The sequence below is a fragment of the Xanthomonas sp. 3793 genome (assembly GCF_024806835.1).
GTDB lineage: Bacteria > Pseudomonadota > Gammaproteobacteria > Xanthomonadales > Xanthomonadaceae > Xanthomonas > Xanthomonas arboricola_F.
Genome location: NZ_JANTYU010000005.1, coordinates 344,411 through 358,623, shown reverse-complemented (window position 1 = coordinate 358,623; position 14,213 = coordinate 344,411). Strand labels below are relative to the sequence as shown.

Below are 14,213 nucleotides of genomic sequence, written 5' to 3'. Positions count from 1 at the left end.
GCGCAATACGCGCACGCCGCTGTATTCATGCGACGGTCGGGTCCGTTTGTATCTGGTAATACCAGCTCGAAAAATTTGCGTTCAGCAGGTGCGTTAATCGCACAAATAGTGATGATCCATCACTATTTCGCTTAGGTACGATAGAAAAAATGATTCGACGCGATCGCGTGGATTCGTCTGCAATTCATGGGTTTGCAAAAAGTAACCAGGAAATTTTGCGCCACCTTGTGCAGTGGGTCGCAGTCGATGCTGCATCACCAGCGCCACCCTGCGCGGCGCATCACGAACTGGCGATGGGCGAGCCAACCAATCGGCTAGGACAGCAAGCTCCTCTCCCGATGGGAGAAGATGTGTGCGGGCGCGAACTCACTCACGCACTTCCCGGCGCGAGATAAGCCCTCTCCCGGCGGGAGAAGGGTTGGGGAGGGTACCGGGACGAAGCCCTGACGTATCCCAGCTGCACGCTGCTTCGCACGTACCCTCATCCGGCGCTTTTTTTGCGCCACCTTCTCCCGATGGGAGAAGGAGTGATCAGCGATGAGCTCGGCATGTCACGCGCGTTGCGGCGAATGCGTGGCTGCCTGCACTGGAGCCGGAGCGGTCAGCGCCAACTGCGCGATAGCATCCTGCACCACCTCGGGGACCGTGGCATCCACATCGACCGACACCACGTCCGCCTCGTCCAGCGGAAGCTCCAGCGTCTGCAGCTGGCTGTCGAGCAGGCTGGGTGGCATGAAGTGGCCGGCGCGTGCGCTCAGGCGTGCGGCAATCACATGCGGCGCCGCATGCAGGAACACAAAGCGCATCGGCACGTTGCTGCCGCGCAGCAATTGGCGGTGCGTGTTGCGCAGCCCTGAGAACGCCAGCACCACCGATTCACCGGCCTGCACGCGCTCGCGCAAGGTGGCGGCCAGCAGTTCCACCCACGGCAGACGCATGGCGTCGGTCAGTGGCTGGCCGGCCGCCATCTGCGCGCGTGCGGCCACGCTGTGGTAGTCGTCGGCATCCAGAAAACGGAAGTGGTAATGCGCGGCGAGCGCCTGCGCGATGGTGGTCTTGCCGCTGCCCGAGACGCCCATCACAACGATGGCCATGGGCGAAGCGGACGCGAGCTTGGCGGGTACGGCGGTGTCCATCACGTCAGGTTATATCTCCGGATCGATTCGGCATTCGAGCCGATTTCACGTTGGCGGCAGCCGATGCCTGGTGTAGCGTCGGCGCTCCTTGCCAGGTGAGCGGGCACCCAGCGTAACGGCGTGCCCGGCCGGGTACAACGCATCCGAAGGTCCGTCGATGACGTCAACACCCGCACCGTCTCCTGCATCGTCGCGCCTGCGCTGGCGCGAAAAGTTGGGCTATGGCGCCGGCGATCTGGGCCTGAATCTGTATTGGGCCAACATCTCGGCGTTTCTGCTGATCTTCTACACCGACACCATGCATCTGCCGGCCGCAGCGGTGGGCACGATGATCCTGTTGACCAAGATCGCCGATGCGATCGCCGACCCGGCGATGGGGGCGATCGCCGATCGCACGCGTAGCCGCTGGGGCAAGTTCCGCCCGTATCTGCTGTGGGGTGCGGTGCCGATGGCGGTGACCGGGGTGGTGGCGTATACCACCCCGGACCTGGATCAGAACGGGCGCATGTGGTGGGCCACGATCAGCTTCCTGGTGATGATGCTGGCCTACACCGTGGTGAGCATTCCGTATTCGGCGCTCTCGGGCGTGATCACCGCCGACAGCAAGCAGCGCACCGGTCTGATCAGCCTGCGTTTCATCGGCGCGTTTGCAGGCACCACGCTGGTCAATTACTTCACGATGGATCTGGTGCGCTGGTTCGGCGGCGGCAACGATGCGCTGGGATGGCAGCGCACGATGATGCTGTACGGCGCCATTGCGGTGGCGCTGTTTGTCGGCGTGGCATTGACCACGCGCGAGCGCGTGCAGCCACCGCCGCAACAGCGCACGCCGGTCGGCCGGGACATCGCCGATCTGCTGCAGAACAAGCCGTGGTGCGTGCTGTTCGTGCTGTCGCTGATCATCATGATCACCATCACCATGCGCGGCGGTGCGGGGGTGTACTACCTCAAGTACTACGTGCAACGTCCGGATCTGGTCGGCTTGTTCTTGGGCTGCTATTCGGTGGCGTTGGGCGTTGGCGCGGCAATCACGCCGCTGCTGACCCGGCACTGGGACAAGCGTCAGCTGATGTGCTGGCTGATGGTGCTCGTCGGCCTGTTGAGCTGTGCGATGTTCTTCGTGCCTGCCGATGCGGTCTGGGCGATCTTTGCGTTGAACATGCTGATCGGGCTGGCGCTGGGGCCGAAGTCGCCGCTGGCGTTTTCGATGTATGCCGACAGCGCCGACTACACCGAATGGCGCACCGGCCGGCGTGCGACCGCGATGACCTTTGCGGCGGCGACGTTTTCGCAAAAGCTGGGCGGCGCGCTCGCCTCGGCCGGCATCGCCTGGGTGCTGGCCGGCATGGGCTATGTGGCCAACAGTGCGCAGTCCAGCGGGTCGTTGACCGGCATCGTGCTGCTGCTGACGGTGATCCCGGGCGCGGTGGCGCTGCTGGCTGCCTGGACCATGCGTTTCTATCCGCTGGATGACGGCTTGCTGAGCCGTATCCAACACGAACTGGCCGCGCGCAAGCGCGACGAACCGGAGCACCCCTGACCGTGTCTGCAACACCTCTTGCTGCTTCCGACAATCTGTCCACCTTGCTGGCGCCCAGCGCCGACGGCGCGCGCTACGCGCTCTACAGCCCGACCGCCATGCCCAATGCCGGCGGCTTTCTGTGGAACCGTCGCATGATGTTGCAGCTGACCTGTCGCGGCTATGCCACCGGCCAGTTCATGCAGCCGGAGCCATCCAAGTACGCACATGCGCCGGTGCTGGAAGCACGCAACTTCATGATGCCCGAGCAGCCGTATTACGCGCATCACCCCGGGCGTTTTTTCTATCTCAAGGACGAAGACAGCGGGGCGTTGTATTCGGTGCCGCACGAACCGGTGCGCGCGCCGCCGCAGGCATTCGAATTCTCCGCCGGCAAGCACGATGTGCGTTGGCGCGTGCAGCATGACGACATCGTGGTGGAGCTGTGCGTGGCCTTGCCCACCGACGATGCGGTGGAGTTGTGGGAATGCCGCGTGCATAACGCCTCCGGGCGCGCGCGGCGGTTGAGCCTGTATGTGTATTTCCCGGTCGGCTACATGTCGTGGATGCATCAGTCCGGCGGCTACGAGCCGGCGTTGGGCGGTATCGTCTGCCGCAGCGTGGCGCCGTACCAGAAGATCGACGACTACTTTCGCCAGCGCGATTTCAAGGACTGCACCTTCCTGTTGCACGAGCAACCGCCTGTGGCCTGGGATGCGCAGCAGATGGCCTTCGAAGGCGAGGGCGGCCTGCATGCGCCTTCTGCCATCCAGGCCGAGCAGCTGGGCAACAGCGAGGCACATTACGAAACGCCCGCCGCCGCGCTGCAGTATCGGCTGACGCTGGACGCCGATGCGGCCAGCGTGTACCGCTTCGCGTTCGGGCCGGCCAAGGACGATGCGGAGATTGCTGCAATCCGCGCGCGCTATCTGTCCGCGGCCGGCTTTGCCGCCGCCGCGCGCGACTACGCGCACTATCTGCAGGGCGGGCGTGGTTGCGTGCAGATCGCAACGCCGGATGCGGCGCTGGACAACCTGGTCAACCATTGGTTGCCGCGGCAGGTGTTCTATCACGGCGATGTCAATCGCCTGACTACCGATCCGCAGACCCGCAATTATCTGCAGGACCACATGGGCATGGCCTATCTGCAGCCGGCCACCGCGCGAGCGGCGCTGCTGCATGCCTTGTCGCAGCAGGAGCCCAGCGGCGCGATGCCGGATGGCATCCTGCTGGTGGAAGGCGCCGAGCTGAAATACATCAACCAGGTGCCGCATACCGACCACTGCGTGTGGTTGCCGATTTTCCTGAGTGCGTACATGGCCGAAACCGGTGATGCCAGCGTGCTGGAGGCGATGGTGCGCACCCAGGACGGGCAGGTGCTCAGCGTGGCCGAGCGGCTGGATGCGGCGATGCAGTGGTTGCTGGATGCGCGCGATGCGCGCGGCCTGAGCTTCATTGCGCAAGGCGACTGGAACGACCCGATGAACATGGTCGGCTGGCGCGGCAAGGGCGTCTCCGGCTGGCTCACCGTGGCCACCGCCTATGCGTTGCGGCTGTGGTCCGACATCTGCGCCGCGCATGGACGCGCCGCGCAGGCGGAGACATTCGGCCAGGCGGTGGGCACGGTCAATGCCGATGCCAACCGCGAACTGTGGGACGGCAACTGGTATGCGCGCGGCATCACCGACGACGGTGTGCGCTTCGGGATCGCCGACGATGTGGAGGGCCGCATCTATCTCAATCCGCAGAGTTTTGCGTTGCTGGCCGGCACCGCCGATGCCGCACAGCGCGACGCATTGCTGGACGCGGTGCGCGAGCAGCTGCATACGCCGTACGGGCCGGTGATGCTGGCCCCGGCGTATACGCACATGCGCGATGACGTGGGCCGCTTGACGCAGAAATGGCCGGGCGCCGCTGAAAACGGTGCGGTCTACAACCATGCGGTGGCGTTCTACCTGTACAGCCTGTACCAGATCGGTGAAGCCGACCGTGCCTGGGAGATCCTGCGCGCGATGCTGCCGGGCCCGACCCGCGAGGACGTGTTGCAGCGCGGTCACCTGCCGGTGTCGTTGCCCAACTACTACCGCGGCGCCTGGCACCAGTATCCGCGCACGGCCGGGCGGTCCAGCCAGCTGTTCAACACCGGCACGGTGGCCTGGGTGTATCGCTGCGTGCTGGAAGGTCTGTTCGGCCTGGTCGGCGAGGGCGATGCGTTGGCGATCCGTCCGCAGCTGCCTTCGCATTGGGCCGATGCGCAGGTGACGCGGCAATTTCGCGGTGCGCAGTTCGAGGTTGCGTTGACGCGTGAGTCGGGGCGCACGCAGGTCGAGGTCGAGGTGGATGGCGCTCCCTGCCCGGACCAGCGCGTGCACGGCATCGTCGCCGGGCGCACGTATCAGGTGCGCGTGCGTCTGCCGGGCTGAGTTGGCGTCTGCGGCTGTTGTCGCCAGCGGTCCTCACCCGCGGCCCTCACCCGCCCTTCGGGCACCCTCTCCCCCAAGGGGGAGAGGGGAGGTTGCCGGCAGTTTTGAGATTGTCGTTGCGAGAGCCAAAGGCAAAGCCACAGCCACAGCCACAGCCACAGCCACAGCCACAGCCAAAGCCACAGCCACAGCCACAGCCACAGCCAAAGCCAAAGCCAAAGCCACAGCCAAAGCCAAAGCCAAAGCCAAAGCCAAAGCCAAAGCCAAAGCCACCGCCACAGACAGCGGTGCAGACAGGGCTACAGCTACAGCTCAAAGCTAACGCTCCAGGCCAGATCCGGGATCGAGAAGCCTGAAGCCAACAGCCGGCAAAACGGGCGGCCGGCCTTCCGCTTTCATCTGCGACGCTTCCTTCCCCCGCCTGCGGGGGAAGGTGCCCGAAGGGCGGATGGGGGCAGCCAGCCCTCCAGCCGTCCACACGCTGCGCCCCGCTGCCCAATCCACCGCCAGAAGCGTCCCGTCGCCCACGCGCTGTTCCCCACTGCGTAAACTCCCAGGCTCGCATCGCGCCGCCTAGGAACGCCCGTTGGTCTCAAGCTGGATCCTGCTGCTGGTCTCCGTCGGCTACGCCGCGCTGCTGTTCGGGGTGGCGTGGTGGGGCGACCGTCGGCCGATGTATCCGGAGCGGCCGTGGCTGCGCCCGGCGGTCTACAGCCTGGCGCTGGCGGTGTACTGCTCGTCGTGGACGTTCTATGGGGCGGTGGGCTCGGCGGTGCGCAACGGCATCGGTTATCTGCCGATCTATCTCGGCCCGTTGCTGTTGCTGCTGTTCGGCTGGCGCATCATCGAGCGGCTGGCGCTGATCGCACGTGCCGAAAACACCGTCTCCATCGCCGATTTCATTTCCTCGCGTTACGGCCGCTCGCGGCGGCTGGCCGCGTTGGTGGCGGTGATCGCGCTGGTCGGCATCGTCCCGTATCTGGCGCTGCAGTACAAAGCCGTGGCGATGAGCCTGGAGGTGCTGACCGGGCATAGCAGCGCCGGGCGCGGGATCTTTGCCGATCCGGCATTGTATGTGGCGCTGCTGATGGCGTTGTTCGCCACCTTGTTCGGCACCCGCCAGGTGGATGCCACCGAGCACCACCACGGCATGATGCTGGCCATCGCGCTGGAGTCGGTGATCAAGCTGATCGCCATCGTGGCGGTGGGGCTGTTTGCGTGGCTGTGGCTGAGCGATCACCAGCTGCACATCGCCGATTCGGCGCGCACCTTGTTCGAGCACACACCGTCGGTGGGATTCATTTCGCAGACGCTGCTGAGTTTTCTGGCGGTGATCTGCCTGCCGCGGCAATTCCATGTGGCCGTGGTCGAATGCAGCGATGTGGGCGACATCCGTCGCGCGCGCTGGTTGTTCGGCGCGTACCTGGTGATCATTTCGGCGATGGTGGTGCCGATCGCCTCGGCCGGCATCGCCTTGTTCGGCAAGGGCAGCGCGGTGGTGGACGATGCGGTGGTGCTGGCCCTGCCGCTGAGCCAGGGCAACACGGTGCTGGCGTTGGTGGCCTACGTGGGCGGGTTTTCCGCCGCCACCGGCATGGTGATCGTCGCCAGCATCGCGCTGGCCACGATGGTCAGCAACGATCTGGTCATGCCGGTCTTGCTGCGTCGGCGCGGCAGTGCCGATGCGCGCGCGTCGGTGGCTTCGCGGGTGCTGTGGATCCGCCGCGTCGCCATCCTGCTGCTGGCCCTGATCGCCTATGGCTACCACCGCAGCGTGGCCAACGACACCACGCTGGCGGCGTATGGCTTGATGGCGTTTGCGGCGGTGGCGCAGTTCGCACCCGGCCTGATCGGCGGGTTGTACTGGCGCGGCGCCAGCCGCAAGGGCGTGGAAACCGGCATGGTGCTGGGCTTTGCGACCTGGATCTATACGCTGCTGCTGCCGGCGGCCACGCGTGCGGGCTGGTTGCAGCCGGAGTGGCTGGCGGACGGGCCGTTCGGCATCGCCTGGTTGCAGCCGCAGCAACTGTTCGGCATGCGCGGGTGGGACCCGCTGGCGCATGGCACGTTCTGGTCGCTGCTGATCAACGTCGGCGCGATGATGCTGGTGTCGGCGCGCTGGCGTCCCGGCGTCAACGAGCGCCTGCGCGCCGCGCCATTTCTGGATCCGTACGCGCAGCGTCCGGCAGTGGCCGGCGACTGGCCCGGTCATGTGCGGGTGGCCGACCTGCAGGCGCTGGCCGAGCGCGTGGTGGGCGAGCGGCATGCGCATCGCGCCTTTGTCGACCAGGCGGTGCTGCTGGAGCGCGAGCTGCAACCGACCGTGGTCGCCGACCGCGCCTGGGTGCAGTTCACCGAGCGCCTGCTGGCCGCCTCGATCGGCGCGGCCTCCGCACGCCTGGTGCTGACCAGCCTGCTGCGCGGCTCGGGCATGGACCTGGGCGAGGTGGTGGCGGTGCTGGACGAAGCCGGCCAGGAGCTGCGCTTCAATCGCGAGATCCTGTCCACCACGCTGGAAAACATCAGCGCCGCAGTCAGCGTGGTCGACCCGGAGATGCGCCTGACCGCGTGGAATCGGCGCTATCAGCAGCTGTTCGGCTATCCGGACGGCATGTTGTACGTCGGCCGCCCGGTCGCCGACCTGATCCGCTACAACGCCGAGCGCGGCGAGTTGGGCGAGGGCGATATCGAAGACCAGATCGATCGCCGCATCCGCTACATGCGCGCCGGCTCGCCGCATGTGTTCGAGCGCACCCGCAGCGACGGCAAGGTGATCGAAATGCGCGGGCAGGCGCTGCCCGGCGGCGGCTACGTCACCAGCTACAACGACATCACCGACTACAAGCGGGCCGAGCGCGCGCTGCTGGATGCAAACGAGAACCTGGAGCAGCGCGTGGCCGATCGCTCGCGCGAGGCCGAGCTGGCGCAGCAATCCAAGACGCGCTTTCTGGCCGCCATCAGCCACGACGTGCTGCAGCCGCTCAACGCCGCGCGCCTGTTCGCCTCGGCCCTGCGCGAGAGCCATCAAAACAACGAAGAACAGCGGCATCTGGCCGAGCGCGTGGATGCCTCGCTGCGTGCGGCCGAGGAATTGCTCGACGGTCTGCTCGACGTCTCGCGGCTGGATGCCGGCGGGCTGCGGCCGACGGTGGAGGACTTCGACGCCAGCGCGCTGATGCACGAGCTTGCCGCGCAGTACGCGCCGGTGGCGGCCAGCCGCGGCCTGCAGCTGCAGGTGCACAGCCGCCCGATCTGGGTGCGCAGCGACCGCCGCCTGCTGCGCCGGGTGATGCAGAACTTTCTCGCCAATGCGCTGCGTTACACACGCCAGGGACGGATCGTGCTGGGCATGCGCGGGCGCGGCACCCAGGTGGAATTGCAGGTGTGGGACACCGGCCCGGGCATTCCCGAGCACCACATGCGGCAGATCTTCGAAGAGTTCCGCCGTTATCAGCAGCCGTTCGACTGGGGCGAGCAGGGCCTGGGGCTGGGCCTGTCGATCTGCCAGCGCATCTCGCGTCTGCTCGACCACGACCTGAGCGCACGCAGCCAGGTGGGCCGCGGCAGCATGTTCTCGATCCTGCTGCCGCGCGTGGCCGCCGTGCCAGTGGCGCCGCTATTGCCGGCGCCTGCGGCGCGCGCGTTGCCCAGCGGCGATTCGCTGGCTGGCCTGCGCGTGCTGTGCGTGGACAACGACCGCGAGATTCTCGACGGCATGTGCGCACTGCTCGGCCGCTGGCAAGTGGAGGTGATCACCGCCAGCACCGTGGATCAGGCGCTGGAGCGCGCGCGCGAACAACCGGACCTGATGCTGGTGGACTATCACCTGCACGACCGGCTCGACGGCCTGGACACGCTGGATGCGCTGCAGGCCGCCGCATCGACACCGATTGCCGGTGCCTTGCTCACCGCCGATGGTCGCGACGAGCTCAAGCAACTCGCGCGCGAACGCGGCTACCGCCTGCTGACCAAGCCGGTAAAACCGGCTTCGCTACGCGCGTTTCTCAGCGCGTATCACGACGCGAAAAAACGCTGAAGGCTAGTTACCCGAATGCAGCGCAGGAGCGTGCCTGCGCGGCGAGCCATGGTCGATCACGCTCGTCGCGCTCAAGTGCGCTCCTACGAAAAGCCGGTGACATGATGCGATCAGAACGCATCGCACCACGCCGGGTTGATCCAGCAATTGAGCGTGCGCACACGATGGTCGCAATGAGTTCGAGCAACCTGCGCACGAACGCGGTGATCGCTTGCTGACCAAACCGGTGGAGCCTGCCGCGCTATGGGCGTTCCCGAGTGCGCATTACAATGCGAAAAGCGTTGAGCCAGCGCATTGCGTGCAGTACCGCGATATGCAGAGATGCACGCATTGGTTAAAGTGCGGTACTGCCTCGCGCGCGAACAGCAAGGCATGCGAGGTAGGAGCGCGCTGGCGCGCGATGAGGCTTTATCGATAAAGCCGCATCGCGCGCCAGCGCGCTCCTACGATGCATGGCTGCTTACGCAGCGCCGCTCAAGTGTTCGTAGAGAATGACGCTGCCAACGATCACCAGGATCACGCCGCCGAGAATCTCGGCGCGTTTGCCGATCAGGTTGCCGAGCACGCGGCCCAGCATGATGCCGGCGGTGACCATGCTGAAGGTGCACAGGCCGACCACCACGGCCACCACGCCGATGTGCACATCCAGAAACGCCAGGCTCACGCCCACCGCCATCGCATCGATGCTGGTGGCAAAGCCGGTGGCGGCCAGGGCCAGCAGGCCATTTTTCTTCGGAGCATCGGCCGACGCATCGGCGTCGTCGGGATCTGCACGCAGGCCGGCCACAATCATGTGCAGGCCCAGGCCGCCGAGCAGCACGAAGGCAATCCAGTGATCGAACGCACGCAGGTGGCTGGACGCGGCGCGCCCCAACAGCCAGCCGATCACCGGGGTGATCGCCTCAATACTGCCGAAGATCAGACCGGCCCGCAGCGCATCGCGCCATTGCGGTTTGCGCATCGCCGCGCCCTTGCCGATCGCTGCGGCAAACGCATCGGTGGACATCGCAAAACCGATCAACACAATGGAAAAAGGAGACATCGACACTCTCGGGTTGGGCACGATCACAACGGCATGCGCCCGCGCCAACCGTCGTCGTACGCGCATGCCGCTGGTCTCGCCAAACCACGATTGGTTGCCTGCACCACGGCGCAAGGGCCGAGTATGTTGATGCAGGCGCTTTCGATAAACGAAAGCAGGCTACTCCCCAAGGGGCGCGCAGTGTAACAACGCAAAGCCCGCTTTCGGGCGTTTTGCCCGCACGCGAAGGTCGGTCTGATCTTTATAGCCGTGGCTATGCAGCGGCCGTTTGCGGGGTGCAACCGCAGTAGGACGGTTGGTAAAAACATGAGTGAGCCCATGGCTCGATGGTTGTGCTGTCATCGTGTCGGCTGCACCTGCTGGCGACCCAGCAGGGCGCGAACAGTCTTCAGTTCCACATCCCGGCCGTCCTGCAGATCCTGCACGGTGATCTGTACCGGCACGTCCGGCACCACGCCGCGATCGGGTTGCGCGCTGGTTGGAACCTGCCCGACCAGCGGCAGATCCACTTCGATCTTCGAGTTGGGCATGTGTAAAAAGAAGAACGCCCTGCCGTTGATGCCGCGCAGGTTGCCACCGGTGGGCTGGCCGACCAACGTGGCCAAGCCGTTGCGCTGCAGTTGCCGTGCAAACTCGAAGGTGGCCGAACTGTTATCGGCGCTGGTCAATACGAACACCCGGCCGCTGTCCATCGCCAGCGTCCAGGCCGGTGCTGCTGTCGCGTACACGCTGGGGCGCCATCGCGTTGCGCTGTGTCGTATCGATGCCGGTTACCCGTAGCGCGCGTTGCACGGTTGTACCGGGCGTGCGCACCTGCGGCACCGGGTTGGCGGAAATCTGCGGAAACAGCCGCGGCAGATACACATCGAAGGCATCGATGCGCGCAAGCCACAGCACCTCCATCCGTGCAATGCGCTTGGCGTCGTTGCTGCCGTGTTCGAGTTCGGCGCGCAGGTCGGCGAAGCGTTGTGCGATCTGCTGTTCGGTCGCTTAGCGGTACAGGCCCGGATGCAGCGCGCCATAGGCCTGTTGCAGCACATCGATATCGGCCAGCAGCGCCGGGCTGCGTGCTGCTAGTGCAGCCCGCTGGAAATCTCGGCGGTTGCCGCACGCAGTGCCTGCAAGGCCGCGTGTGGGCCCACCAGTTCCGGGCGGCGCGCGATGAACGGCACGGTGAGCGTGTAGGTCGCACTGCCGCCTTGCAGGATCGGCGCGGTCAGGTCGACCACGCCCACCACCGCTTCGCTGGGTTGCATGGCGTAGCCATCGGTGCGCGCCTGCGCGGCGGCGGCCAGGAATTGCGCGCGCTCGAACGGCACCTCGCTGGCGTCGAGCATCTCCAGCCAGCGCGCCTGCACGTCCGGCTGCTGGAAGGCGAACAACACCAGCCCGGAACTGGAATGGGTCAGCGGGCGGCGATGCCCCGGGCGCACCACCAGGCCAAGGTCGCTGGGCACATCCATCTGCGCGATCACCACGATCTGGTCGCCGGACGGCGCCACCAGGTGGCAGGGTTGATAGATCGCATCGGCCAGCCGCCGCATCACCGGCAACGCGGCCTCGCTGATGCTCTGCACGGGCGGCTGCTGCATGCCGAGCATGAACAGCCGGTTGGTCAGCACGTAGTCGCCTTCGCCGTCGCGGGTGAGATAGCCGCGCTCCTCCAGCACCTGCAGCATGCGGAAGATCTCCCCGCGCGAGCGGCCGATGCCCTGCGAGATCGCGCCCATGCTCATCGGCTGCGCCTGGCGGGCGAGCAGTTCGAGGATATCCAGCCCCTTGTCCAGGGCCGGCGCGCGGTACTTGGCGGGTTCGGGGCTCATCCGTTTGCGGTTCCAGGCAAGGTGCGGCGCGCCAGGGTACAGGCATCGCCGGCGCGGGTCAGGTTGGGTGCTTGCGTGCAAATATAAACAAAGATTTTATATTTGCATGGCGTTGGCGCGCGCAGTACGCTCGCGGGATTGCAACGCAAGCGCCACAGCCTTGGGAGGGGATCGGTCGCATGCATCACAGTGACATTGCCGCGTCACCGCGCGGCAACCTGGCGCGTACCGCCATGGTTCCCTTGTTGTTGATCGTCAGCCTGTTCTTCTTGTGGGGCATGGCCAACAACCTCAACGACATCCTGATCAAGCAGTTCAAGAAGGCGTTCGAGCTGAGCGACCTGCAGGCCGGGCTGGTGCAGAGCGCCTTCTACATGGGCTATTTCGTGTTCGCGATGCCGGCGGCGATGTTCATGCGCCGCTACAGCTACAAGGCCGCGGTGGTGCTTGGGTTGCTGCTATATGCGTGCGGGGCGTTCCTGTTCTACCCGGCTGCGCAGGTGCATACGTACTGGTTGTTCCTGCTGGCCCTGTTCGTGATCGCCAGCGGCCTGGCGTTTCTGGAAACCACCGCCAATCCACTGGTCACGGTACTCGGCCCGGCCGACGGCGCGGCGCGCCGGCTGAATCTTGCGCAGGCGTTCAATCCCCTGGGTTCGATCACCGGCGTGCTGGTCGGCCAGCATTTCATCTTCTCCGGGGTGGAGCACACGCCGGCCGAACTGGCGGCGATGGCGCCGGCCGCGCGCGAGGCATTCTTTGCCGCCGAATCCTCCGCCGTGCAGATGCCGTATCTGATCATCGGCGCGGTGGTGGTGCTGTGGGCGATCCTGATCGCGCTGGTGCGCTTTCCCACCGGCGCGCCGGAGAGCGACAGCGGCGTGGCGCCCAAACGCGCACGCTTCGGCGAACTGCTGCGCAATCGGCGCTTCATGTTTTCGGTGGTGGCGCAGTTTTTCTACGTGGGCGCGCAGGTCGGCATCTGGAGCTATCTGATCCGCTACCTGCAGGATGCGGTACCGGGCACGCCGGAAAAAACCGCTGCCACCTATCTGACCATCTCGCTGGTGCTGTTCATGGCTGGCCGCTTTATCGGCACTGCGTTGCTGCGCTATCTGGCGCCGGCCAAGCTGCTGGCGAGTTTTGCCGCGATCAACCTGGTGCTGTGCGCGGTTGCCATCGCGTTGCCGGGCTGGGCCGGGCTGTACGCGCTGGTGGCTGCCAGCGTGTTCATGTCGGTGATGTTCCCGACCATCTTTGCGCTGGGCCTGGATGGCATGCACGACGATGCGCGCAAACTGGGCTCCTCCCTGCTGGTGATGTCCATCATCGGCGGTGCGCTGCTCACCGCAGTCATGGGCGCGGTGTCGGACATGGCTGGCATCCACTGGGCGATGGTGGTGCCGGGCGGGTGCTTTGCGGTGATCCTGCTGTTCGCGTTGCGCGCACGTCGCGTCATGCCTGCACTTGCCGGAGCCTGAGCATGCCGCGTCTTTGCTATGTACTGGATCTGCACGACGATGCGACGTTGATCGCCGAGTACGAGCGCTGGCATCAACCCACCGAGGTCTGGCCGGAAGTGGTGGCCTCGCTACAGCAGGCCGGCATCCAGGAACTGGAGATCTTTCGCAGCGGCGATCGGCTGGTGATGCTGATGGAGGTGGGCGATGACTACGATCCGGCGGCCAAGGCCACGCGCGATGCGGCCGATCCTCGGATCCAGGCCTGGGAAGACTTGATGTGGCGGTTCCAGAAACCGCTGCCGGGCAGCGCGGCTGGGGAGAAGTGGCGCGAGGCCGGGCGGATCTTTGCGTTGAGTGCGGCGATCGACGCGCAGCGCTAGCGCTGCCCTCATCCGCCCTTCGGGCACCTTCTCCCGCTTGCGGGAGAAGGGAGCATTCGTTCGGCGGGGCTGCGGTCCGGCCGGCCTGGCGATATCGGGTGGGAGCGTCTGGGTCTGCGTCTTCGGCCTGGCAAACGGCAGCACGCTGCAGACGCCCGACGGTGGGTACATGGTGCGCAAGCGCATAACCCCCCTGAGCCAACGCCAATCACACCCTTCTCCCGCGCGCGGGAGAAGGCGCCGGCATGGCGGATGAGAGGCTGAGTGCTCAGTCCTTGCCGTTGCCGGCCAGGCCGTCGACCCAGCAACGTTCACCTGGATGGCTGAGCCGTTCCGTCCGGATCGTAGTCCCGGCCAGACAACCGCTTCCTTCTCCCGCAGGCGGGAGAAG

8 protein-coding genes, 1 pseudogene and 1 riboswitch are annotated in these 14,213 nt (G+C 65.8%); of the genes and pseudogenes, 5 read left to right on the top strand and 4 right to left on the bottom strand.

What is annotated here, in order from left to right; translation table 11 throughout:
* Positions 1–551: 551 nt before the first annotated feature.
* Complete coding sequence (locus FHY18_RS18145; RefSeq protein WP_259157874.1) at positions 552–1,136, bottom strand: gluconokinase; 585 nt, start codon at positions 1,134–1,136, stop codon at positions 552–554.
* Positions 1,137–1,293: 157 nt separating this feature from the next.
* Here FHY18_RS18145 and FHY18_RS18140 point away from each other — a divergent pair, with 157 nt between their 5' ends.
* From FHY18_RS18140 to FHY18_RS18130, 3 genes are all read left to right on the top strand, one after another.
* A complete protein-coding gene (locus FHY18_RS18140) occupies positions 1,294–2,676 on the top strand; it encodes an MFS transporter (protein WP_259157873.1) in 1,383 nt (460 codons plus the stop codon).
* Between the two features lie 2 nt (positions 2,677–2,678).
* Complete coding sequence (locus tag FHY18_RS18135) at positions 2,679–5,078, top strand: NdvB protein (protein WP_259157871.1); 2,400 nt, start codon at positions 2,679–2,681, stop codon at positions 5,076–5,078.
* A gap of 586 nt (positions 5,079–5,664) precedes the next feature.
* On the top strand, positions 5,665–9,114 hold the full coding sequence (locus tag FHY18_RS18130) for a PAS domain-containing hybrid sensor histidine kinase/response regulator (protein ID WP_259157869.1): 3,450 nt from the start codon (positions 5,665–5,667) through the stop codon (positions 9,112–9,114).
* Between the two features lie 460 nt (positions 9,115–9,574).
* Here the strand turns inward: FHY18_RS18130 and FHY18_RS18125 are convergent, their stop codons facing one another.
* The 3 genes and pseudogenes from FHY18_RS18125 to FHY18_RS18115 all read right to left on the bottom strand — a co-directional run bounded on the left by FHY18_RS18125 (position 9,575) and on the right by FHY18_RS18115 (position 11,979).
* Positions 9,575–10,156 carry a manganese efflux pump MntP family protein gene (locus FHY18_RS18125; protein ID WP_259157858.1) on the bottom strand — a complete coding sequence of 194 codons (582 nt, stop codon included), beginning with the start codon at positions 10,154–10,156 and terminating at the stop codon, positions 9,575–9,577.
* A gap of 46 nt (positions 10,157–10,202) precedes the next feature.
* Positions 10,203–10,330, bottom strand: a riboswitch (yybP-ykoY riboswitch).
* Positions 10,316–11,212: pseudogene (locus FHY18_RS18120) on the bottom strand (S41 family peptidase). Its footprint overlaps the riboswitch before it by 15 nt.
* A 17-nt stretch (positions 11,213–11,229) precedes the next feature.
* On the bottom strand, positions 11,230–11,979 hold the full coding sequence (locus FHY18_RS18115; RefSeq protein ID WP_259157857.1) for an IclR family transcriptional regulator: 750 nt from the start codon (positions 11,977–11,979) through the stop codon (positions 11,230–11,232).
* Between the two features lie 179 nt (positions 11,980–12,158).
* Here FHY18_RS18115 and fucP point away from each other — a divergent pair, with 179 nt between their 5' ends.
* Together fucP and FHY18_RS18105 are read left to right on the top strand one after the other, a co-directional pair.
* Entirely contained in the window at positions 12,159–13,460 is a 1,302-nt protein-coding gene (fucP, locus tag FHY18_RS18110; protein WP_259157856.1) for an L-fucose:H+ symporter permease, read from the top strand.
* A 2-nt stretch (positions 13,461–13,462) separates the two neighbouring features.
* The gene (locus tag FHY18_RS18105; RefSeq protein ID WP_259157844.1) at positions 13,463–13,822 is read left to right on the top strand and encodes an L-fucose mutarotase; all 360 of its coding nucleotides are present in this window, start codon (positions 13,463–13,465) and stop codon (positions 13,820–13,822) included.
* Positions 13,823–14,213: the final 391 nt, after the last annotated feature.